Consider the following 22,476-nt stretch of genomic DNA (forward strand, 5'->3'; position numbering starts at 1 on the left):
ATCGGCTGCTGGTCCGCGCCGGCTACATCCGCCGGGTCGCTCCGGGGATCTATACGTGGCTGCCGCTCGGCCTCCGAGTCCTGCGCCGGGTCGAGCAGATCGTCCGCGAGGAGATGGACGCGATCGGTGGCCAAGAACTGCTGTTCCCGGCGCTGCTGCCGCGCGAGCCCTACGAGGCGACCAACCGCTGGACCGAGTACGGGCCGAACATCTTCCGGCTGAAGGACCGCAAGGGCGCCGACTACCTGCTCGGCCCGACGCACGAGGAGCTGTTCGCGCTCACTGTGAAGGGTGAGTACAGCTCGTACAAGGACTACCCGGTCGTGCTGTACCAGATCCAGACCAAGTACCGGGACGAGGCGCGCCCCCGCGCCGGGATCCTGCGCGGCCGTGAGTTCGTCATGAAGGACTCCTACTCGTTCGACCTCGACGACGACGGGCTCAAGCGGTCCTACCAGCTGCACCGCGACGCCTACATCAGGATCTTCGACCGGCTCGGCCTCGACTACGTGATCGTCGCGGCCACCTCCGGCGCGATGGGCGGCTCGGCGTCCGAGGAGTTCCTCGCGGTCGCCGAGACCGGCGAGGACACCTACGTCCGGAGTACCGAATCGGGTTACGCGGCCAACGTCGAGGCGGTCGTCACTCCCGCGCCGCCGGAGCAGTCCGTGGCGGACAAGCCCGAAGCGCAGGTGCACCACACCCCGAACACCCCGACCATCGAAACTTTGGTCGACTACCTCAACACCAAGACCGGCCTCGGCCGCACCTTCACCGCCGCGGACACGCTCAAGAACGTGATGGTGAAGATCCGGCAGCCGGGCGAGAAGGACTGGCAGATCCTGGGCATCGGCATCCCCGGCGACCGCGAGGTGGACGCCAAGCGGCTCGAAGCCGCCCTGGAGCCCGCCCAGGTGGCTCTGATCGAGGAAGCCGACTTCGCCGCGAACCCGTTCCTGGTGAAGGGGTACATCGGCCCGAAGTCCCTGCGGGACAACGGCGTCCGCTACCTGGTCGACCCCCGCGTGGCGACCGGCACCGCGTGGGTGACCGGCGCGGACAAGGCCGACCACCACGTGGTGGACCTGGTGGTGGGCCGCGACTTCACGCCCGACGGCACGATCGAGGCCGCGGAGGTCCGTGAAGGCGACGCATCGCCGGACGGCCACGGCACGCTGGTCCCCGCGCGCGGCATCGAGATCGGGCACATCTTCCAGTTGGGCCGCAAGTACACCAACGCGTTCGGGCTGGACGCACTCGGCGCCGACTCGAAGCCGATCCGGATCACCATGGGTTCCTACGGCGTCGGCGTCTCGCGGCTGGTCGCGGTGATCGCCGAGCAGCACCACGACGAGCTGGGCCTGGTGTGGCCGCGCGCGGTGACGCCGTTCGACGTGCACGTGGTGATCGCGGGCAAGGACGAGACGCTGACCGCCGGAGCGGAGAAGCTGGCCGCCGAACTGGACGCCGCCGGGGTGCGGGTGCTGCTGGACGACCGCAAGTCGACGCCCGGGGTGAAGTTCGCCGACGCCGAGTTGCTCGGGGTGCCGACCATCCTGGTGGTCGGCCGCGGTCTGGCCAAGGGTGTCGTCGAGGTCAAGGACCGGGTCAGTGGCGACCGTGCGGAAATCGCCGTGGAGCAGGCGGTCGCGCACCTGGTGACGCTGGTCAAGGGCTAAGCGGGCCGCAAGGTCGTGATGATCCTGTCCGTGATCGTGTCGGGGAGTGCGTCCGGCACGCCTTGGTCGGCGTAGATCACGAACACCGCGGTTCCGCCCGCGACGCCGAACGTGACCGTCGTGATCTTGAGCGTGGGCGGTTCGCAGTAGCCGGGCCGGGGTGTGACCGTGGCACTCGCGGTCCAGGCAGGCGCCCCGGTGGAGATATGGGTCGCCACGGCGGGCGGTTCTGGTACCGACGGGTCGCCCTGCGGCTTTTGGGCGGCGGCCTCGGCCCAGAGCCTGGCGACGGCGCCGGCGGCCGATCGGGGATCGCGGCCGGTCAGCTTCGTGAACCCGGCGTGCGCGCGATAGGAGCCGGACGCGTTCACACACGCTTCGGGCTGGTAGGTGCTGACGGCGTGGATGGCGGTGCGCGGCCCGGTCGTGTCCTCGAACCCGACGAGGGTGCCCGGCTCTTCCACCTTCCAGTCCGGCGGCACGTCATAGGCCACCCTCTCGAGGTCGGCGGCCACCGCCTGCCAGCCCTTGAGGACCGGGGCGACGGAGTACCGCGGAGCCGAACTCCTTGACGCCCGTGGTGCCGTCGTCCGCGGAGGCTGTGCCGCCGGTGTGTCGTCGGTGCCGGCTTTGACGAGCGTTAGCGTGACGATCCCGCCGGCCGCGAGCACGATCGCCACCAGTCCGGCCACGAGCAACCGGCGCCCCGACCGCGGCGGCTCCGGATCTTCGTCATGGTATCCGGGCGGATCGACATAACCGCCGAAGTACGGCGGCGGCAGGTTGGGGTTGGCGATGGGCTCGCCGGTCAGCGGATCGACGTAGCGGTCGTCACCCCCAGTCTCGGTCACGGCGGGAGTGTAACCAGGGGAAAGGCGACTTTCGAGAACCTAGCCGAACACGGCGTCGAGTACCGCGGGCGTGTCGGACAGGTCGGGAAGTACCGTGTGCGCGCCCGCCGTACGCAAGGTTCGCGCGTCGAAGCGACCAGTGGCCACACCGACGGCGACCGCCCCGTGCGCCAGTGCCGCGTCGATGTCGTGGGGCGTGTCGCCGATGACGATCACCGAATCCGGCTTGCCGTGCCGTGCGCTCGCCTGCTCGATCGCGTGCGCGACAAGGTCCGGCCGGTGCGCCGAGAGCGATCCGTAGCCGCCGATCTCGAAGTCGAGATACGTGTGGAGTTCGAAGGCCCACAGCTTGTGCCACGCGATCTCCCGCAGGTTCCCGGTGACCAGCGACTGCACCACTCCCTCGTACGAGGTGAGGCTGGAGAGCGCGTTTGCCGCACCGGGTAACGCCAGCCCCTGCTGGCGCAGCGTGGGCAGCGCCCGCTCGGACGCGGCCACCAGCGCCACCCAGACCCGCTGAATCAGCTCTTCGACCGGCTCGATGCCATGGGCCGCGAGCACCTCCGAGGTGATCGCGCGTTCGGTACGGCCGAAGAACCGGGGCATCTCCGCCATCGTTACGCCGACCACTTCGGACAGCGCCTGCGAGTACCACTCGCGGGCGGCTCCGTGCAGGTCGATGAGGGTCTGGTCGATGTCCCAGAGCACCAGTCGGTCAGTCACGAGACGAACGGTACCTGCCGGATATCCAGCACCTGTCGGCTTCCGTGCTTCGCGGTGCCGAATGCTTCCCGGAAAATCGGTTGTCGTGACGGGGTCGTTCGCAACTCAACTGCTTGGCAGGGTGGCCCGGCCGGGAGTCAGCCCGGCAGGAAGCTCAGCCTGACGCGCCGGACCGGGTTGTCGAGGTTGGTGTCCACCAGACAGATCGACTGCCAGGTGCCCAGTGCCAGCGTCCCGCCGAGCACCGGCACGCTCGCGTAGGGCGGCAGCAGTGCCGGCAGCACGTGATCCCGGCCGTGGCCACGGCTGCCGTGCTGGTGCCGCCAGCGGTCGTCGCGGGGTAGCAGGTCGTCCAGCGCCGCCAGCAGGTCGTCGTCGCTGCCCGCGCCGGTCTCCAGGATCACCAGCCCCGCCGTGGCGTGCGGTACCCACACGTGCAACAGCCCGTCGTTCGCGTCCGCCCCGGCGAGGAACGACTCGGCTTCCTTGGTCAGGTCGTGCACCACCGGCCGGCCGCCGGTGCGAACTTCGATCTCCGTGGAGTGCATACCTCCAACCGTAGCCGCCGCGGGATGCCCGGCCCGTTGTTGTCCTTTGCGGACTTTCCCGCATGGTGGGACGGGAAATACCCCGGCCCTGGCAGATCGTTGGCGAGTGAGCACCGATCGGCATGCGGAAGGGATCTGGGCATGGCGCAAGCGTTTCATCTGGCGGTTGCACTCGAGGGGGCCGGCTGGCACCCCGCCGCATGGCGGGAGCCGGAAGCGAGGCCCGCCGACCTGCTGACCGCCGGCTACTGGGGCGACCTCGTCGCCGAAGCGGAGCGGGGCCTGCTCGATTTCGTCACCATCGAAGACTCGCTGGGGCCGGAGACCGACCGCACCGACCGGGTGCGGGGGCGGCTCGACGCCGTGCTGATCGCGTCCCGGATCGCGTCCCAGACCCGGCATATCGGGTTCCTGCCCACGGCGGTCGTCACCCACACCGAACCGTTCCACCTGTCGAAGGCGGTCGCGACCCTCGACTACGTGAGCACCGGGCGCGGCGGCCTGCGCGTGCGGATTTCGAGGGACCAGCGCGACGCGGCCCATTTCGGCCGCCGGGAACTCCTGGAACCGCTCGAGGACCTGCTCGACGAGGCGGCCGACTGTGTCGAGGTCGTCCGCAGACTCTGGGACAGCTGGGAGGACGACGCCGAAATCCGCGACGTCGCGACCGGCCGGTTCATCGACCGCGACAAGCTGCACTACATCGACTTCGAGGGCAGGTGGTTCAGCGTCAAGGGTCCCTCGATCACTCCGCGGCCGCCGCAGGGCCAGCCGGTCGTCGCCGCGCTGGCGCACACCACGCCCGTTTACCGGCTGGCCGCGCGCAGCGCCGACATGGTGTTCGTGACCCCGCGGGACATCGAGCAGGCACGCTCGATCGCGGCGGAACTGCGGGCGCTGCGGACCGAGGCGGGGCGTGCGGACGAGCCGCTGTCGGTGTTCGCCGATCTCGTGGTCTTTCTCGGCGAGGACGCCGCGGACCGCAAGGCGCGTCTCGACGAAACGGCCGGTGAGGAATTCGTCTCCGACGCCCGCGTCTTCACCGGCACGCCGGAACAACTCGCCGACGAACTCGTGGCCCTTGGTGAGGCGGGCATTACCGGATTTCGCCTGCGGCCCGGCGCCATTCCGCACGACCTGACCGCGATCACCCGGGGGCTGGTGCCCGAACTGCGGCGGCGCGGCCTGTTCCGCACCGGCTACGAAGCCACCACACTGCGGGGACTGCTCGGCCTGTCCAGGCCCGCCAACCGGTACGCCGCCTGAGCTGAGGAGAACCGAAATGACAGTCGAATCGACCCGGCCACGCAAGCAGATCCACCTCGCTGCGCATTTTCCGGGAGTGAACAACACGACCGTGTGGAGCGACCCGGAGGCGGGCAGCCACATCGAGTTCAGTTCCTTCGCGCACCTCGCGCAGACCGCCGAGCGGGCGAAGTTCGACTTCTTCTTCCTCGCCGAGGGGCTCCGGCTGCGTGAGCAGGGTGGGAAGACCTACGACCTCGACGTGGTCGGCCGTCCGGACACCCTCACCGTACTCGCCGCGCTGGCCGGGGTGACCGAGCGGCTCGGGCTCACCGGCACCATCAATTCCACGTTCAACGAGCCGTACGAGGTGGCGCGGCAGTTCGCCAGCCTCGACCACCTTTCCGCCGGGCGCGCCGGGTGGAACGTGGTCACCTCGTGGGACGCCTTCACCGGCGAGAACTTCCGGCGTGGCGGCTACCTCCCGGAGGACCAGCGGTACGTGCGGGCCAAGCGATTCCTGGAGACCGCCTTCGAGCTGTTCGATTCGTGGGGTGCCAACGAGATCGTCGCCGACAAGGAGTCGGGGGTGTTCCTGCGCGGCGAGCGGGTGGGCGCGTTCGAACGGCACGACGAGCAGTTCGACATCCGCGGCCGGTTCACCGTTCCGCGCAGCCCCCAGGGCAGGCCGGTGATCCTGCAGGCCGGTGATTCCGACGAGGGCAGGGAATTCGCCGCGGCGACGGCCGACGCGATCTTCACCCGGCACGGCACCAAGGAGGCCGGCCAGGCGTTCTACGCCGACGTGAAGGGGCGGCTGGCCCGCTACGGGCGGCGTCCCGAACAACTGGTCGTGCTGCCGGCCGCCACGTTCGTGCTGGGCGACACGGACGCCGAGGCGCAGGAACTGGCCGACATCGTGCGGCGCCAGCAGGTCAGCGGGCTGACCGCGATCAAGTTCGCCGAGCAGTTGTGGAACCGGGACCTGTCCGCCTACGACCCGGACGGCCCGCTGCCCGACGTGGACCCGATCGTCGGCGAGAACACCATCGCCAAGGGCCGTGCCAGCGTCCGGATGTACCGCGATCCGGTGGCCACCGTGCGGCAGTGGCGCGAACTCGCGGAGGCCAAGAACCTTTCGCTACGCGAGCTGATCATCGAGGTCACCGGCCGCCAGACGTTCGTCGGCGCACCGTCCACAGTGGCCGACGCGATCGACGATCTGGTGCAGTCGGACGCGAGCGACGGCTTCATCCTGGTTCCGCACGTCACGCCGGGCGGACTCGACGAGTTCGCCGCCAAGGTGGTCCCGCTGTTGCAGGAGCGCGGGGCGTTCCGCACCGAATACACCGGTCCGACGCTCCGCGACCATCTGGGGATAGCTGCCGTGAACTGATCGGGTTAACCCGGTCGGGGAAACCGCGCCGGGCACGGACACACTATCCCTGTTCGTGTCCGGCAGGGGTACTTGACTCCGTACACCGCTGGATCTTTTCTGTTAGCCACAGTGATCTCACCGCGGAGGTGGTGCCGTGGCCGACAGCGAGGCCTTGATCGTGGGCGTTGTGCGGGAGTCCGAGCCCGGCGAGCGCCGGGTCGCGCTCGTGCCCAAGCTCGTCGAGCGCCTGGTCAAGCGAGGGCTTCGGGTCGTGGTCGAGGCGGGCGCCGGAGTCGGCGCGCGGCTGCCGGACGCCGCCTTCGGACAGGCGGGTGCGGTGATCGGCGACCCGTGGCGGGCCGGCGTCGTGCTCAAAGTGGCACCGCCGAGCAGCGCGGAGGTGGCCCGGATGGCGCCGGGCACGGTGCTCATCGGCTTCCTCCGCCCGCTGTCCGATTTGGACAGGATCGCCGAGCTGGAGAAGGCGGGGGTGACCGCGTTCGCGATGGAGTCGGTCCCGCGGATCACCCGTGCCCAGGCGATGGACGCGCTGTCCTCGCAGAGCAGCGTCGCCGGGTACCGGTCGGTGCTGCTGGCCGCCGAGCGCCTGCCGCGGTTCTTTCCGATGCTCACCACCGCGGCGGGCACCATGCCCCCGGCCAAGGTGCTGGTCCTCGGCGCCGGTGTGGCCGGGCTGCAGGCGCTGGCCACGGCCAAGCGGCTCGGTGCGCAGACCACGGGCTACGACGTGCGCCCCGAAGTCGCCGAGCAGGTTCGCTCGGTCGGCGCGCACTGGCTGGATTTGGGCATCGAGGCGGTCGGGGAGGGCGGTTACGCCCGCGAGCTGACCGAGGACGAGCGGGCCGAGCAGCAGCGCAGGCTGACCGAGGCGATCACCCGGTTCGACGTCGTGGTCACCACCGCGCTCGTACCGGGCCGCCGCGCACCCATTCTGGTCACGGCCGAAGCCGTGCGCGGCATGCCCGCCGGTGCCGTGGTGGTCGATCTGGCCGGGGAGACGGGCGGAAACTGCGAGCTGACCCAGCCGGGCCGCGACGTCGTCACGAACAACGTCACGATCTGCTCGCCGCTGAACCTGGCCGCGGAAATGCCCGCGCACGCCAGCGAGCTGTACGCGCGCAATCTCACCGAACTTGTCGAGCTGCTGCTGGACGCCGAAGGACGACTCAAGATCGATTTTTCGGACGAAATCGTCTCGGGCGCCTGCGTGGCGGTCGGCGGACGCGAGAAGGAGAGCGGAAAGGTATGAAAGGTCTTCGCGTGCCGGCAGGGGAGGCGGGGTTCTGATGCTCGTGTCCAGCCTGGCAATCCTGGTGCTGGCCGGATTCGTGGGTTTCGCCGTGATCTCCAAGGTGCCCAACACGCTGCACACGCCGTTGATGTCGGGCACCAACGCGATTCACGGGATCGTGCTGCTCGGTGGGCTGCTCGTGCTGGGCCTGGGCGCCGAGGGAGTGTTGAACAAGGTTTTGCTGGTGATCGCCATCGTTTTCGGCACCATCAACATCGTGGGCGGGTTCCTGGTCACCGACCGGATGCTCGCGATGTTCAAACAGAAGCCGCAGGCGCCGGAAAGCAGCGAAAAGGTGGCGCGGAAATGACCACCCTGATCGGCGCCCTGTACATCGTCGCGTTCGCCCTGTTCATCTACGGGTTGATGGGGCTGACCGGCCCGCGCACCGCGGTGCGCGGCAACTGGATCGCCGCGGTGGGCATGCTCATCGCGGTGGTGGCCACCCTGCTCACGCCGGGCATGAGCAACTGGGTACTGATCGCGCTCGGGGTCGCCCTGGGCACGGCGATCGGCATTCCCGCCGCGCGCAAGGTGAAGATGACCGCGATGCCCCAGATGGTGGCATTGTTCAACGGGGTGGGCGGTGGCGCGGTCGCGCTGATCGCCTGGGTGGAGTTCCGGACCTCCGGCGGCTACGCCGCCGAACCCCGGTATGTCGCGGTCGCGTCCCTCTTCGCGGCCCTCGTCGGTTCGATTTCCTTCTGGGGTTCACTGATCGCCTTCGGCAAGCTCCAGGAAGTGCTGCCGGGCAGGCCGGTCACGCTCCGCGCGCTGCAACAACCGCTGAACATCGTTCTGCTGCTCGGTGCGCTCGGGTGCGCGGGGGCGGTCGTCGCGGGAAACCACGACGAGTTCCTGATGATCGTGCTGCTGCTCGCGGCCGCGGTGCTCGGCGTGATGGTGGTGCTGCCCATCGGCGGCGCCGACATGCCGGTGGTCATTTCGCTGCTCAACGCGTTCACCGGGCTTTCGGCCGCGGCCATGGGCCTGGCTCTGGAGAACACCGCGCTGATCGTGGCCGGCATGATCGTCGGGGCCTCCGGTTCCATTCTGACGAACCTGATGGCCAAGGCGATGAACCGTTCGATTCCGGCGATCGTGGCGGGTGGGTTCGGTGGCGGCACGGCCGTCGCCCGCACCACGGAGGCCCGGCCGGTGCGCAGCACGAGCGCGTCCGACACCGCGATCCAGATGGCCTACGCCGGCAAGGTCGTGGTGGTGCCGGGCTACGGGATGGCGGTGGCGCAGGCCCAGCACGCGGTGCGGGAAATGGCGGATCTACTGGAAAAGAAGGGCATTTCGGTGGCCTATGCCATCCATCCGGTGGCCGGCCGGATGCCCGGGCACATGAACGTGCTGCTTGCCGAGGCGGATGTGCCCTACGAGCAGCTCAAGGAAATGGACGAAATCAATTCCGAGTTCGCGCACACCGATGTGGCGCTGGTGATCGGGGCGAATGACGTGACCAACCCGGCCGCGGAAACCGACCCGTCGTCACCCATCTACGGGATGCCGATTCTGAAGGTGAACGCGAGCCGGTCGGTCATCGTGCTGAAACGGTCCATGAACTCCGGGTTCGCCGGTATCGACAACGACCTGTTCTACGACCCGAAGACCAGCTTGCTCTTCGGGGACGCCAAGTCGTCCGTCGCCGACATCGTCGAGGAGCTCAAGACTCTTTAGCTGTTCCCCGGGCCTATTCCTGGGCGGAGAAGAGGACGGGGGGAGCCTTGCGGGTGGCGCGGCGGGGAGCCTTTTCCGCCGACGCCACCTTCTTCGCGGTGGCCGTCGTCTTCGTGCCCGTCTTGGCAGTGCCCGTCTTGGCGGCGGCTGTCTTGGCGGTGCCCGTCTTGGTGGCGGCCGCCTTGCTCGCCGCCGGCTTCGCTGCCGTGGTTTTCGCGGTGCTGGTTTTCCCGGCCGCGGTTTTCGTGGTCGTGCTCTTCGCGGAGGTTTTAGCCGTGGTTTTCGCCGCCTTCGCCGGGGCGGATTTCGCCGCGGTGGTCTTGGCTGCCTTGCTCGCTACCGGCTTCGCGGGAGCGGCCCTCCGCGCGGCCGGCTTCGAAGCCGGCTTCGTCTTCGCCGTCGTCGATTTCGCGGGCGCGGCCTTGGCCGTCCTGCCCGCCGCGGCCTTCGAAGTCGCCGCCGCCGTCTTGGCCGGGGCCTTGGCCGCGCGGGTCTTCGTCGCCGCGGGTTTCGCCGGAGTCCTGGGCGCGGTTTTCGCGGCCGCGCGCCGGGTGCGCTTCGGCGGTGCCAGGCGGCGCGGCGCACGCTTGCGGCCACCGGTGCGGCGGCCGTGCTCGACATACGCGGCGAGCACCTCGCGCAGGTTTTCCGCGTTCTCGTCGGAAAGATCGATGTCGTAGTCGACACCGTCCAGGCCGAACCTGACCGTCTCCGCGGCCGGTTCGCCGTTCAGGTCGTCCAGTAATTCCACCGCGGTGTTCTTGGCCACCGAGACCTCCTGTGTTGGATTCTGCGGGCAGAATACCTCCCCGGCTTGCGTCCCGCGCCCTCCTGGTTACGTTGCCCCTATGAGTCAAGAGACCTTCGACGTCGTCGTGATCGGTGCCGGCCCGGTGGGCGAGAACGCCGCCGCCCGGGCGGTCGGCGGGGGGCTGACCGCCGCGCTGGTGGAACACGAGCGATTCGGCGGCGAATGCTCCTACTGGGCGTGCATCCCGAGCAAAGCTCTACTACGCCCGGGAAACCTGTTGGCGGCGGCGAGGCGGATGCCGGGGATGCCGGTCGGTGACCGCCTCGATCCGGCCGCGGTGTTCGAGCGCCGCGACCTGTTCACCGGCAAAGGCGACGACTCCGGGCAGGTCGAGTGGGCAGCCGGCGTCGGGATAAAAACGGTTCGCGGCCACGGCCGGATCACCGGTGAGCGAAAGGTCACAGTGGACGACGGCCGGGTGCTGCTGGCCCGGCACGCGGTGGTGGTGTGCACCGGCAGCGTGCCGAAGATACCCGAAATTCCGGGGCTCGCCGAAGTGCCGATCTGGACATCACGTGATGCCACGTCGTCGGGAGAGGCCCCGGCGCGGCTCGCCGTTCTCGGCGGCGGGGTCGTCGGGGTGGAAATGGCGCAGGCATGGGCGAGGCTCGGCGCGAAGGTGGATCTGATCGTGACCGGCCCCCGGCCCCTGCCTCGCTACCCGGATTTCGCCGGGGACGCGGTCGCCGAAGGATTGCGCGTGGACGGTGTCACGGTACACCTGAATTCGGGCCTGGTTCGTGCCTCCGAAGTGGACGGAGCCGCCCGGCTGGGCCTGAAGGGCGACGTAGTGCTGACCGCCGACCGGCTGCTGGTGGCCACCGGCCGCCGGCCGGCCACCGACGACCTCGGCCTGGAGTCGCTCGGCCTGCCCACCGGCAGGCCGCTCACCGTCGACGACTCCGGCCTGGTGTCCGAAGTGGACGGCGGATGGCTGTACGCGGCGGGCGACGTCACCGGCCGGGCGCTGCTGACGCACCAGGGGAAGTACGCCGCGCGCGTGGTCGGTGACGTGATCGCGGCCAAGGCTGCCGGGCGGCGGGTGGACGCGCGGCCGTGGAGCCGGTACACGAGCACGGCGGACCACTACGCGGTGCCTCAGGTCGTCTTCACCGACCCGGAGGTCACGTCGGTCGGGCTCACGGAGCCGGTGGAGGGCGCGCCGCATCGCGTGGTTGAGCTGGACATCGCGGTCGCCGGATCTTCGCTGCACGCGGACGGCTATGCGGGCAAGGCGAGGATCGTGGTGGACACCGAGCGGGAGGTGCTGGTCGGGGCGACCTTCGTCGGCCAGGATGTCGCCGAACTGCTGCATTCGGCGACCGTCGCGATCGTCGGCGAGGTGCCGCTGGGGCGGCTTTGGCACGCCGTGCCGTCCTTCCCGACGATCAGCGAAATCTGGCTGCGGTTGCTGGAAACCTACGGCCTCTAGGTGACGCCTCGAAGGGTCCGTGTTGCCAGCTCAGATGTATGGGGCCAGGGGCTTCGGGCGTGCAGCCGCCGAAGCAGCCAAAGACGGGGGCAGGCACGGTCTGGTCACGCAAATCCGATCGTGCGCAGGGAACTCAGGAGAGTTGGACATTCAGCGCCGCGGTCGCGGCCTGGGCCAGGCCCGGGTCGCCGGCTGAGGACGGACCGTCGAACCACGCCGCCAGCACCAGGCGTACCGCGGTGCCGGCGAGTGAGCTGACGTAGGCCGCGCCGTCGAACTTCGGCGAGCGCGGCCACTTCCCGGTTTCGGTCGCCGGATCGGTGATCCCGCCGCCGCCCGGGGTGTCGGCGGTCTTCTTGAACGCCGACGCCGCGGTCTCGTCGCCGAAGTAGATCGTGGCGATCGACACCGCCACCGGCCTGCTGCCGACCGTGGTTTCGAAACTGCCGCGGGCCATCATCGTGCACGGGTGGCGCTGCAGGCTCGCCTGCACGTCGCCGTAGGCGTGGTCGGCGCATCGCTGGCCGGCGTCCGTCGCGTGCGGCACGAACTGCAGGCCCTGCACCGCCTGGACGGCCGGCGCGGGTGAGGAAGGCGCGCTCTTCGCGGGCCCGCCGCTGGTGGCGGCCACCGTGATGGCCGCCACCAGCAGTACGGCCAGTAGCCCGATCGCGGCCATCGGCAACCAGCGCACCGTCCTCGACTTCCCTTCCCGCGCGAGCGGGATCTCGACCTTCGGCACCGGCGCGGTGACTTCGATCGGTTCCGGCGCAGGCGGTTTCGGCGGCTGTGGTCGCACCGGCGCGGCCGGGACGGGGCGTTCGGCCCGCACGACCGCGGGGACCGCCGGTAGCCGATCCGTCGTCCCGGACATCGGAGCCGGACCGGCTTCGGCGGGTGGTGGCCGGCTGGCGAAGCCTTCGCCGGCCAGCACTTCGGTGGCCAGTTGAGTGGTTTCCGGCGCGAGCACGCTCAACAGGGCGCGGGCCTGATCCACCGTGCACGGTTCCTTCGCCGAGGCGAGCGAGATGGTGGCGGCGAGCATGCTCGTCGGCTTGGGGTGCAGTACGCGCGTGGTGCCGGCGAGGTCGGCGGGGGATTGTTCGACGGTTTCCACGAAGGGGCCGACCGCCACGATCGTCCCGATCGGCAGGGACTCCGGCGCCTTCCGGCGGAGCTCACGGGTGAGCGACTCGGCCTGCGCCAGTGCGGTGGTGCCCGGGTTGGCCGCGTGGTCAGGACCGACCAGTGGCCAGCCGTCGGCCTTCCACTGCCCGGTCAGCGGGGCTTCGAGACGCATCGCGGGATCTGGCAGGTCGACTCCGAGCACGATGATCACGCCGCGGGGCATCAGAAGGACGGCGTCGACGGGCTTCGCGGTGGGCAGGGGGCGCGGGCCGATCAGGGCGACCCCGCCTATCACGGTGTTGCCGCGCCCCAGCGACGCGAGTGCCGCTCTGATGTCTTCCGCCACCCGGGACGGCTGCTGACCGAGACGAACGAGCCGCACTCCACACCTCCCCGAACGGGTGAACGCTGGGGTAGAGGCTAACTCGTGCGGCGCGCGCCGCGGCGGAGGGCGGCAGCTTTCTCCGCAAGTGCGACGACCGCGCCCCTGCCAGTCCGTCGGTGCCTTCACATCGAGCTAGAACAAGGGGATCGGGCTCGTCGGTACCCGTCGCCGTCGGGAGGTCCCTGGGCGCCACAGGTCAGCGGTAAGGCCTTGCTGCGCGTGTCCAGTCCGGTGAGAAGCCTCGCGCAGATCATCCTGCTGGCAACGCGGCAGGCTCGAGCCGGAGCCGGCCCCACCTTTCGGGTGCGGCTGCTGAGGTTCGTGTGGCCAAATGGGTGATCACAGTGCAGAATGTCCCATAGCCGCGTCACCAAGATCGCCGAAACTCGCGAGGTCGTAGGGGAAGACGCCCCTCGTCGAGTAGCGGAGGTCAGCAGTGAGCACCCGTGGCAACACCCGTGGCGTGGTGTACGTCCACTCGTCGCCGTCTGCGGTATGCCCGCACGTCGAGTGGGCCATCTCGGGTACCTTGGGTACCCGGGTCGATCTACAATGGACGGCACAGCCTGCCGCGCCGGGACAACTCCGGGCCGAGTGTGCCTGGAGCGCGCCCACGGGCACCGGCGGCAAGCTCGCCGCCGGGCTCAAGGCGTGGCCGATGCTGCGCTTCGAGGTCACCGAGGACCCGAGTCCCGGGGTGGACGGCGAGCGGTACTGCTACGTGCCCGGCCTCGGCCTCTGGCACGGGCGGACGAGCGCCAACGGTGACATCGTCGTCGGCGAGGACCAGTTGCGTGCCCTGGTGAGCCAGGCACGCTCCGGGGAGCAACTCGCGCACCGGCTTGACGAGCTGCTGGCCGCGAACTGGGACGAGGCGCTCGAGCCGTTCCGGCACGCCGGCGACGGCGCACCGGTCACGTGGTTGCACAGAGTGGGCTGAACGGCGGTCAAACCTGGTCAATCGGGGTGGCTTGACACCGCGGCAGGCCTCGGCCGCACTACTCTTCGTACGTGCCCGCACTGCCCGCCATCCCGACGCCGCAGCCCCGCTGGCTCATCCCCGTCCTGGTCGTGGTGGTCTCGATGATGGTCGGCGGTGGGCTGCTGGCCCGCGAGCTCTACCGGCTGCCCGACACCCGGCCCGCCGTGGTGCTGGCGCTGCCCACCAGCATCACGCTCGCGCCCGACCAGCAGCCCGGCCCCGGCATCGTGGAGCTCACCCCGGACGCGGCGGCGCATCCTCAGCACGAGAACGTCCGCTCCGTGTTGCAGGCATACTTCGACGCGATCAACAACCAGGACTACGAAGCCTGGAAGGCCACCGTGACCAAGGCGCGCTTCCAGAACCAGCCCAAGGCCACCTGGGAGCAGGACTTCGCGACGACCAGGGACGGCAGCATTCTCGTCTACCGCATCGAAGTGGCCTCGGACAAGGCAGTTCGCGCGTTCGTCGGGTTCACCAGCACACAGGACCCCTCCGCCGCCCCGGAGGACCTGCCCGGGCCGTGCCTACGCTGGAAGCTGGTGCTCCCGCTCACCCTGGAGGCCAACCGCTGGCGGGTGGACACCGTCTCCGGCCTGGTCAGTCCCGAGCACTCCCGCTGCTGACCCGGTAATGCGGAAAGGCCACCTTCCGGGTTCCTGCCGGAAGGTGGCCTTCGTTCGCCTCGATCAGGCGGTGGTGAACAGCAGGGCGGTGTTGTGGCCGCCGAAGCCGAACGAGTTGGAGATGGCCGCGGTCAGCTCGACCTTGCGCGGCTCCCCGGCCACCACGTCCAGTTCGACCCGCGGGTCGAGGTTCTCCAGGTTGAGTGTCGCCGGCACAACCCCGTGGTACAACGCCAGTAGCGTGGCGATGCCCTCGACCGCGCCGGCGCCACCGACGAGGTGACCGAGCGCGCCCTTGGGTGCGGTCACCACCACGTGGTCGCCGATCGCCTTGCGGATCGCGTTGGCCTCGCCGAGGTCGCCCACCACCGTCGAAGTGGCGTGCGCGTTGACGTGGCCGATGTCGGCCGAAGTGAGTCCGGCCATGGTGATCGCGTTGGCCATCGCGGCCACCTGGCCGATGCCGTCCGGGTGGTTGCCCGTGATGTGGTAGGCGTCGGAGGTGATGCCGTACCCGACCAGCCGGCCGTAGATCTTCGCGCCTCGGGCCTTCGCCCGGTCGGCGCGCTCCAGGATGACCACTCCGGCGCCTTCGCCGAGGACGAACCCGTCACGGTCGGCGTCGAACGGCCGCGAGGCGTGCTCCGGGTCGTCGTTGCGGGTGGACACGGTCCGGGCCTGCGCGAAACCGGCGACGGTGATGGGCGCGATGCACGCCTCCGCCCCGCCGGCGACCACCACATCGGCCCGCCCGTTCTGGATCATCTGGAAGGCGGTGGCGATTCCCTCCGCACCGGAAGCGCACGCCGAGGCGGGTGAATGCACTCCGGCGCGGGCCCGCAGGTCGATGCCGACATGTGCGGCGGGACCGTTCGGCATCAGCATCGGCACGGTCAGCGGCGACACCTTGCGGATGCCGTGCTCCTCCAGCAGGTCGTCCTGGGACAGCAGGGTCACCGGGCCGCCGATGCCGGTGCCGATGGCCACGCCGAGCCGTTCGGGCTCGACATCCGTGTGCTCGTCGGTCGGCTCGGCGAACCCGGCGTCCGCCCACGCCTGCCGCGCCGCGATCATCGCGATCTGCTCGCAGCGGTCCAGCCTGCGTGCCTGCACGCGCGGAAGCCTTTCCGTCGGTTCCTCGGCGAGCGCGGCGGCGATCTTGACCGGCAGGTCGAACCGGTCGGTCCAGTCGGCCTCGATCCGGTGCACGCCACTACGGCCCGCGAGCAGGCCGTCCCAGGTGGAGGCGACGTCCCCGCCGAGCGGTGTGGTGGCACCCACCCCGGTGATCACGACGTCGATGTTGCTCATGTGCTCATCTCCCGAGGCACTTACAGGAAAGGCGGAAGGTCTGTCAGGCGGCGTTCGCCGCGACGTAGTCCACGGCGTCGCCGACGGTCTTGAGGTTGGCGAGCTCGTCGTCCGGGATCTTGACCCCGAACTTGTCCTCGGCCTGCACGGCGATCTCGACCATGGACAGCGAGTCGATGTCCAGGTCGTCCACGAACGACTTTTCCGAGCTCACGTCGTCCTGCGCGACACCGGCGACCTCTTCGACGATCTCGGCGAGGCCGGCGAGGATCTCTTCTTTGTCCGCCACTGTTTGTTCCCTTTCTTCCTTCTTGGTCCTACCCGGCAGCGAAGTGCTTGCCGGCGCAGTGTTAGTGGATACCAGTGTCAGTAGATACCAGTCCGACCGAAGGCATCGCGGAGCCGGAACGTAGGTCGGCCGCCGGTCGCGTCGTCGGGCTCACTTTCGGTCTCCTTGGTATTGGTATCACGGGCAGATGAAGGCCTGACCGGCGTAGGACAGCCCGGCGCCGAAGCCGATTGCCAGCACGATGTCGCCGGCCTTCACACTGCCCTTGGCGCGCATGTGGTCCAGCGCCATGGGGATGGACGCCGACGAGGTGTTGCCCGAGTACTTGATGTCGTCGGCGACCACCATGTCCTCCCGCGCACCGTTGACGCGCAGCTTCTTGGCGATCGCGTCGACGATCCGCAGGTTGGCCTGGTGCGGGACCAGAACGTCCACATCGGACGGTTGCAGCCCGGCCAGTTCCAGCGCCTTCAGCGCGATCGGCGCGATCTGGGTGGTTGCCCAGCGGAACACCGACTGGCCCTCCTGGGTGAGGTAGCGGTGATCGCGTGTGTAGATCGTGTCGACGAGGTCGCCCGCGCTGCCCCAGGCCACCGGGCCGATGCCCGGCTCCTCGGCCGGCCCCACCACCGCGGCACCGGCGCCGTCGGCGAAGATGATCGCGTTGGCCCGGTCGACCGGGTCGACCCAGTCGGTCAGCTTCTCCGCGCCGATCACCAGCACCTTCCCCGACGAGCCCGCGCGGATCAGGTCGGAGGCCACACCGAGCGCGTAGCAGAACCCGGCACAGGCGGCGTTGAGGTCGAACGCGCCGGCTCGCTTGATCCCGAGCCGGTCGGCGACCTGCGCCGCGGCGTTGGGGATCGGCGAGGGCATCGTGCAGTTCGGCACGATCACCGTGTCCACTTCGGACGGCTGGACGCCGGCGTCGGCGAGCGCGCTCGTGCCCGCCTTGACGGCCATGTCCACGAGCAACTCGTCCTTGTCGGCGAAGCGGCGTTCGATGATGCCGACCCGGTCCCGGATCCACTGATCGTTGGTGTCCATGATCTTGGACAGGTCGTCGTTGGTCACCACCCGGTCGGGTTGGGTGCTGCCGATGCCCAGCACACGGGTAGCGGCAGCCCCTTGCTTCAGCCGCAGCGTCACTCGGTCTCCTCGGGGGTCAGCGCGGCCAGATCGGCCGGGGTCTTCAATGCGACGGTCCTGGTGACCACGCCCTTGAGCTGGCGCTTGACCAGGCCGGTCAGTGTGCCGGCGGGCGGCAGCTCCACGGTCGTGGTCACGCCGAGCCCGGCCAGGCCGTCCATGGTCAGGTCCCAGCGCACGGGCCGGGTGACCTGCTCGACGAGCCGGTCGAGGTACTCGGCGCCGCTGGTGACGACGGTGCCGTCGGCGTTGGACAGCAGCGGGCGGAGCGGGTCCCTGGGCGTGATGGTCGCGGCGTGCTCGCGCAGCGCCGCCTCGGCGGGGGCCATGTAGCCGGTGTGGAAGGCGCCGGCCACCTTGAGCTGCCGGATCTTGGTGCCCGCCAACGGCTCGGCGACGATCGCTTCGATCGCCTCAAGCCCACCGGAGGCGACGATCTGCCCGGCGCCGTTGCGGTTGGCGGCGGTGAGGCCGTGCTCGTCCAGCCAGGCCACGACCCGCTCCGGCTCGCCCAGCATGACCGCCGCCATGCCGGTCGGCTCGGCCGCGCAGGCCTTGGCCATCTCGGCACCACGGACGGCGGCCAGTACCACCGCGTCCTCGTCCGGCAGCACCCCGGCCAGGGCCGCGGCGGCGAGCTCGCCGACCGAGTGGCCGGCCACCGGCACGTTCGCCGGGATCCCCTCCAGCTCTTCGTAGGCGAGTAGTGACAACGCGACGATCAGTGGCTGGGCGACCGCGGTGTCCTGGATGGTCTCGGCGTCCGCCTCGGTGCCGAGGTGCACCAGGTCCAGACCGGTCCGGCTCGACCAGCGCTCGAGCTTTTCGCGCGCGCCGTCCAGTTCGAGCCACGGTGTGAACATCCCGGGCGCCTGAGATCCCTGTCCAGGGGCGAGCAGTGCCATCACGTCTTTCAGGGAACACGGCCGCGGCCTATGGTCGGCATGCCGCTGGTCACGAAGTCCTCGCGACGATGTTGTGGAGGGTCTACAAAGATGACCGGCAGGCCGAGTTTCCTGACCCGAATGCCTTGTCGGAACCGGGCATAAATCCGGTGATTTGGGTCACCATGTTCCCCGTGCCCTGGCGAGCCTGCCGACGGTGAGCGCGACCCGCAGCACCAGCGCGTCGCGGGGATGCGCCGCGTTGCGGCCGGTGAGCTCGGCGGCCCGGCGCAGCCGGTACCGAACGGTGTTCGGGTGCACGAACAGGGTCTTCGCGCAGGTCTCCAGCACGCCGCCGGACTCGAGATACGCGTCGACGGTGTGCAGCAGGGTGGGGCCGGCGTCTTCCAGCGGCGCGGCGATCTCCTCGATCAACTGCCGTTCGGCCTCCGGGTCGCCGGACAGGGCGCGCTCCGGCAACAGGTCGCCAGACCGCGTCGGCCGGGGCGCCCCGGGCCAGCCCACCACCGCCCGTAGCCCGGAAAGCGCTTCCGTGGCGCTGCGGTGCGCCTCACCCAGGCTGGCCACGGTCGGCCCCGCGACCACCGGCCCTTCGCCGAACGCGACCGACAGCTTGCCGAGGAACTCCTTGTCGCGTGCCGCGCCCTCGGTCGGGCCGCCGGCCACCACGACCAGCCGTGAGCCCTGCACGCTCAGCAGGACGGGCCTGCCCAGCCGCGCGGCGAGCCTGCGGACCTCGAACACCACGGTTGGCGGATCGTCCGAGGACGGCGGCCCGACCAGCACGGTCGCCTCCGTCGCCGGATCCCAGCCCAGCGCGGCGGCCCGCGACAGCAGCGACTCCTCGGCGTCGCCACGCACGATGCCGTCCACGACCAGCGCCTCCAGCCGGGCGTCCCACGCGCCGCGCGCCTCCGCCGCAGCCGCATAGGAGTTGGCCGTGGCGAAGGCGATTTCCCTGCCGTAACGCAGGATTCCCTCGATCAGGGCGGCCTGCTCGGCTTCGTTCGCGGCGAACTCCGGCAAGTGCTCCTCGAACACCTCGATGGCCAGCCGGACCAGGCCGACCGCCTGGCGCAGCCCGATCCAGCGGGACAGGTCCTGCGGCGCGCTGCGGAAGGCGTCGGTGGTGAGCCTGAGCGCTTCCTGTGAATCGCGCAGCCAGTCGACGAATCCGGCGGCGCCCGTCTGGGTGATCATCAGCACACTCGCGCGCTGGTCCGCGGGCAGTCTGCTGAACCACGGCAGGTGCTGTTCCATGGCGACGATGCTCGCCGAGGCGAGCCGGCCGGACGCGCGCTCCAGACGGCGCAAGGTCTTGGCGGACAGGCCGTGGTGCTTCGGCGCGTGTTTCGGGGCCGGCCGCGCGGCGTTCGTCTGGGTCATGATGTGCTCGATCGTAGGCCGCCTGGTCCGCGCCCACCCAGGGTGAGGAACGTGCAAGGCCGCCCGGCGCGTCGCGGTTCTCGCGGCGCCGGGCGGCCTCCTCTCCCCGGTCCCCACCGGTAGCGTCCACTATGGACCGCTCCGCGCCCCGTCGCCACCCACCTCACCCGATAGGGGAACGGTGTTCAAGGTAAGGGTCGGAATTACCGAGTGCGACCGGGCGTTGGCGGCGCTATGGACTTCTTGCTCCACCACGGGCTCACGGTGTTCGGCCAATGGATCTCCACCGCCGAGCTGGCCGGGCAGCTGTGCGCGCTGGCCGTGGTCTTCCTGGCCGAGCGGCGCACGCTGTGGGCCTGGCCGGTGCAGGTGGGCGCGACCGTGCTCCTGTTCGCCGTGTACGTTTCGGCGCACCTCGGCGGGCTCGCGGCGCGTCAGGTGGCCATCCTGCTGATCTCGATCTACGGCTGGTGGGCGTGGGTCCGCCGCCGCGACCCGGTGTACGGGGTGGTCGTGCGGCGCGGCCGGGGCGTGGAGCGGCTGGCGATGGCCGCGCTGTTCGGCGCGGGCACGCTGGCGATGGCGCTACTGCTGGACGCGCTCGACGCGTCGTGGGCGCCGTGGCCGGACGCCGCGATCTTCGTCGGCACCCTGGTCGCCTTCGGCGCGCAGGGACTCGGCTTGGTCGAGTTCTGGCTGGTCTGGCTCGTCGTGGACGCGATCGGGGTACCGCTGCAGATCCGCGCGCACTTGTGGTTCTCGGCCGCCGTCTACCTCGTGTTCGCCGGCCTGGTGATCCACGGCTGGTGGAGCTGGAACCGCGCCCGGCGGAATCGCGAGTCCCACCTTCCCGGCACGCGTGTCCCACGTTGATGGCGTACGAGTTCTGCGTTCGTGATGCGGCCGGCGCCCGCGAACGTGGAACTCGGGCTACGGGAGTGTGGGACTCGCGCGGGGGGCGGGTCTTCTACTGCACGATCTCGAGGCCGTTGCCGTCCGGGTCCTGGAAGGCGAACATCGGCGGTACGCCCTCCCAGCGCAGCAGGTCGCCGACGGTCACGCCGCGCTCGCGCAGTTGCGCGTGCAGCGCGGCGGCGTCGGGGGTCGCCAGCCGGATGCCGGTCTCGACGCCCGCGGGAACACCCTCGTGAGCCGGGACGAGGGCGAGGCCCGTGGGTGAGCCGGGCGGGGCGACGACGAGCCAGCGCCCGCCGAGCTGAGCCAGCGGGACGTCCACCCGTTTCTCCATGCCCAGCGTGCCGGTGTAGAACTCAAGCGCCCGGTTCTGGTCGGTGACGGGCACACCCACGACGGGCACGCCGGTGATCACGGTCCGCTCGGTCATGATCTCCTCCTGTTCAGGGTCCTTGCCAAGAGAGACCGGCCGAGCGGGTGAAACTCATCGAAGGGTCGCGTGGGTGGGCTGGAGGTCGGCCAGGGTGCGGACCCCGAGCAGTTGCATGGTGCGCACCATCTCGCTTCGCAAGATGTCGACACAACGCTGGACACCGCGCTCGCCACCGGCCATCAGCCCGTACAGATAGGCCCGGCCGATCAGGCAGGCGTCGGCGCCACGGGCCAGCGCCGCGACGATGTCGCCACCGGAGAGGATGCCGGTGTCCACCCAGACCTCGGCCTCGCCGTCGACACTGTCCAAAGTGGAGGGAAGCAGCTCCAGCGGGGTGGGCGCCCGGTCGAGCTGGCGGCCGCCGTGGTTGGACAGCAGCACCGCGTCCGCGCCGTGCTTCACCACGTCGCGGGCGTCGTCGGGGTTCTGGATGCCCTTCACCACGAGCCTGCCCGGCCAGCTCTCGCGTACCCAGGCCAGGTCGTCGAAGCTCAGCGTCGGGTCGAACAGCTTGTTGATCAGTTCGGCGACCGTGCCGCCGAACGAGTTCAGGGACGCGAACTGCAGCGGTTCGGTGGTCAGCAGGTTGAACCACCACGCCGGGTGCGTGGCGCCGTCAAGGAAGGTGCGCAGTGTCAGCGCCGGTGGGATGGTCAGGCCGTTGCGCAGGTCGCGCATCCGCGCCCCGCTGACCGGGGTGTCCACGGTGAGCATCAGCGTGTCGTACCCGGCTTCGTGTGCGCGCCGCATGAGTTCCTGACCCGCGCCGTGGTCCCGCCACACGTACAACTGGAACCACTTACGCGCGCCGGGCGCGGCCGCGGCGACGTCCTCGATCGATGTCGTACCCATCGTCGACAGGGTGTAGGGCATGTTCTCGCGCTGCGCGACGCGAGCCACCGCACGCTCGCCTTCGTGGTGCATCATGCCGGTGAACCCCGTCGGCGCGAACGCGAACGGCAGCGCCGAGCGTTTGCCGAGGATTTCCCTGCTCAGGTCGACGTCGTCGACACCCCGCAGGACATTCGGGTGGAACTCGACGTTCCGGAACGCCTGACGCGCCCGGCGGAGGCTGTCCTCCAGTTCCGCCGCCCCGTCGGTGTAGTCGAACACCGCGCGCGGGGTGCGCCGGCGGGCAATGGTGCGGAGGTCGGCGATCGTGTGGGCGTTCGCCAGCCGCCGCTCGGTCGGATTCAGCCTGATCGGCTTGGGCCGCAGGATCTCCGCGAGCTCGCTGGGCCTCGGCAGTCGCCTGTTCGTCACCTGATGATCCAATCGGAAAATGGCCCTCAGGCCGCCTGG

Annotated in this window: 22 protein-coding genes; 10 read left to right on the plus strand and 12 right to left on the minus strand. The window is 70.0% G+C overall.

Translation table 11 applies throughout. The features are described from left to right. A partial coding sequence (locus tag VJT49_RS27745) for a proline--tRNA ligase (RefSeq protein ID WP_324167880.1) occupies positions 1–1,679 on the plus strand: 1,679 nt, incomplete at its 5' end. Here VJT49_RS27745 and VJT49_RS27750 read toward each other — a convergent pair. From VJT49_RS27750 to VJT49_RS27760, 3 genes are all read right to left on the minus strand, one after another. Further along, positions 1,676–2,530 (minus strand): hypothetical protein, encoded by an 855-nt coding sequence (locus tag VJT49_RS27750; protein ID WP_324167881.1) that lies wholly within the window; start codon positions 2,528–2,530, stop codon positions 1,676–1,678. The two genes, VJT49_RS27745 and VJT49_RS27750, sit on opposite strands and share 4 nt — an antisense overlap. 39 nt (positions 2,531–2,569) lie before the next feature. Next, positions 2,570–3,253, minus strand: coding sequence for an HAD family hydrolase (locus tag VJT49_RS27755; protein ID WP_324167882.1), 684 nt, complete (start codon positions 3,251–3,253; stop codon positions 2,570–2,572). A gap of 137 nt (positions 3,254–3,390) precedes the next feature. After that, entirely contained in the window at positions 3,391–3,801 is a 411-nt protein-coding gene (locus VJT49_RS27760; RefSeq protein WP_324167883.1) for a secondary thiamine-phosphate synthase enzyme YjbQ, read from the minus strand. Positions 3,802–3,942: 141 nt separating this feature from the next. Here VJT49_RS27760 and VJT49_RS27765 point away from each other — a divergent pair, with 141 nt between their 5' ends. The 5 genes from VJT49_RS27765 to VJT49_RS27785 all read left to right on the plus strand — a co-directional run bounded on the left by VJT49_RS27765 (position 3,943) and on the right by VJT49_RS27785 (position 9,422). Continuing rightward, positions 3,943–5,067, plus strand: coding sequence for an LLM class flavin-dependent oxidoreductase (locus VJT49_RS27765; protein ID WP_324167884.1), 1,125 nt, complete (start codon positions 3,943–3,945; stop codon positions 5,065–5,067). Positions 5,068–5,083: 16 nt separating this feature from the next. After that, positions 5,084–6,442: an NtaA/DmoA family FMN-dependent monooxygenase gene (locus VJT49_RS27770; RefSeq protein ID WP_324167885.1), complete on the plus strand. Its 1,359-nt coding sequence runs from the start codon at positions 5,084–5,086 to the stop codon at positions 6,440–6,442. Between the two features lie 136 nt (positions 6,443–6,578). After that, positions 6,579–7,694 carry a Re/Si-specific NAD(P)(+) transhydrogenase subunit alpha gene (locus tag VJT49_RS27775; protein ID WP_324167887.1) on the plus strand — a complete coding sequence of 372 codons (1,116 nt, stop codon included), beginning with the start codon at positions 6,579–6,581 and terminating at the stop codon, positions 7,692–7,694. Between the two features lie 37 nt (positions 7,695–7,731). Next, entirely contained in the window at positions 7,732–8,046 is a 315-nt protein-coding gene (locus VJT49_RS27780; RefSeq protein ID WP_324167888.1) for an NAD(P) transhydrogenase subunit alpha, read from the plus strand. Beyond that, positions 8,043–9,422 carry an NAD(P)(+) transhydrogenase (Re/Si-specific) subunit beta gene (locus VJT49_RS27785; protein WP_324167890.1) on the plus strand — a complete coding sequence of 460 codons (1,380 nt, stop codon included), beginning with the start codon at positions 8,043–8,045 and terminating at the stop codon, positions 9,420–9,422. The genes VJT49_RS27780 and VJT49_RS27785 overlap by 4 nt, the downstream gene beginning before the upstream one ends. A 13-nt stretch (positions 9,423–9,435) precedes the next feature. Here the strand turns inward: VJT49_RS27785 and VJT49_RS27790 are convergent, their stop codons facing one another. After that, positions 9,436–10,191, minus strand: coding sequence for an Lsr2 family protein (locus VJT49_RS27790; RefSeq protein ID WP_324167891.1), 756 nt, complete (start codon positions 10,189–10,191; stop codon positions 9,436–9,438). 79 nt (positions 10,192–10,270) lie between these two features. Here VJT49_RS27790 and VJT49_RS27795 point away from each other — a divergent pair, with 79 nt between their 5' ends. Then, positions 10,271–11,665, plus strand: a complete 1,395-nt coding sequence (locus VJT49_RS27795) for an NAD(P)/FAD-dependent oxidoreductase (RefSeq protein WP_324167892.1) — start codon at positions 10,271–10,273, stop codon at positions 11,663–11,665. A 133-nt stretch (positions 11,666–11,798) separates the two neighbouring features. Here the strand turns inward: VJT49_RS27795 and VJT49_RS27800 are convergent, their stop codons facing one another. Further along, positions 11,799–13,175, minus strand: a complete 1,377-nt coding sequence (locus VJT49_RS27800; RefSeq protein WP_324167894.1) for a hypothetical protein — start codon at positions 13,173–13,175, stop codon at positions 11,799–11,801. A gap of 439 nt (positions 13,176–13,614) precedes the next feature. On the opposite strand from VJT49_RS27800, the gene VJT49_RS27805 reads away from it, so the two are divergent. Further along, complete coding sequence (locus tag VJT49_RS27805; RefSeq protein WP_324167895.1) at positions 13,615–14,118, plus strand: DUF3145 domain-containing protein; 504 nt, start codon at positions 13,615–13,617, stop codon at positions 14,116–14,118. A 71-nt stretch (positions 14,119–14,189) separates the two neighbouring features. Beyond that, positions 14,190–14,786: a hypothetical protein gene (locus tag VJT49_RS27810; RefSeq protein WP_324167896.1), complete on the plus strand. Its 597-nt coding sequence runs from the start codon at positions 14,190–14,192 to the stop codon at positions 14,784–14,786. 63 nt (positions 14,787–14,849) lie between these two features. Here the strand turns inward: VJT49_RS27810 and VJT49_RS27815 are convergent, their stop codons facing one another. The 5 genes from VJT49_RS27815 to VJT49_RS27835 form a co-directional block, all read right to left on the minus strand. Continuing rightward, positions 14,850–16,097, minus strand: a complete 1,248-nt coding sequence (locus VJT49_RS27815) for a beta-ketoacyl-[acyl-carrier-protein] synthase family protein (protein WP_324167897.1) — start codon at positions 16,095–16,097, stop codon at positions 14,850–14,852. Positions 16,098–16,140: 43 nt separating this feature from the next. Continuing rightward, entirely contained in the window at positions 16,141–16,386 is a 246-nt protein-coding gene (locus VJT49_RS27820; RefSeq protein WP_324167898.1) for an acyl carrier protein, read from the minus strand. 177 nt (positions 16,387–16,563) lie between these two features. Further along, positions 16,564–17,535 carry a beta-ketoacyl-ACP synthase III gene (locus VJT49_RS27825; RefSeq protein ID WP_324167899.1) on the minus strand — a complete coding sequence of 324 codons (972 nt, stop codon included), beginning with the start codon at positions 17,533–17,535 and terminating at the stop codon, positions 16,564–16,566. After that, positions 17,532–18,440, minus strand: coding sequence for an ACP S-malonyltransferase (locus VJT49_RS27830; protein ID WP_324167942.1), 909 nt, complete (start codon positions 18,438–18,440; stop codon positions 17,532–17,534). Before VJT49_RS27830 ends, VJT49_RS27825 begins: the two co-directional genes overlap by 4 nt. Positions 18,441–18,599: 159 nt before the next feature. Next, positions 18,600–19,826, minus strand: a complete 1,227-nt coding sequence (locus VJT49_RS27835; protein WP_324167900.1) for a PucR family transcriptional regulator — start codon at positions 19,824–19,826, stop codon at positions 18,600–18,602. A gap of 234 nt (positions 19,827–20,060) precedes the next feature. Between VJT49_RS27835 and VJT49_RS27840 the strand changes: the two genes are divergently transcribed. Beyond that, on the plus strand, positions 20,061–20,699 hold the full coding sequence (locus VJT49_RS27840; protein WP_324167901.1) for a nicotinamide mononucleotide transporter family protein: 639 nt from the start codon (positions 20,061–20,063) through the stop codon (positions 20,697–20,699). Positions 20,700–20,793: 94 nt separating this feature from the next. Here VJT49_RS27840 and VJT49_RS27845 read toward each other — a convergent pair whose 3' ends face one another. Both VJT49_RS27845 and VJT49_RS27850 read right to left on the minus strand, forming a co-directional pair. Next, positions 20,794–21,171 carry a VOC family protein gene (locus VJT49_RS27845; protein WP_324167902.1) on the minus strand — a complete coding sequence of 126 codons (378 nt, stop codon included), beginning with the start codon at positions 21,169–21,171 and terminating at the stop codon, positions 20,794–20,796. Positions 21,172–21,225: 54 nt separating this feature from the next. Next, entirely contained in the window at positions 21,226–22,437 is a 1,212-nt protein-coding gene (locus VJT49_RS27850; RefSeq protein WP_324167903.1) for an alpha-hydroxy acid oxidase, read from the minus strand. Positions 22,438–22,476: the final 39 nt, after the last annotated feature.

Source organism: Amycolatopsis sp., assembly GCF_035276945.1.
GTDB lineage: Bacteria > Actinomycetota > Actinomycetes > Mycobacteriales > Pseudonocardiaceae > Amycolatopsis_E.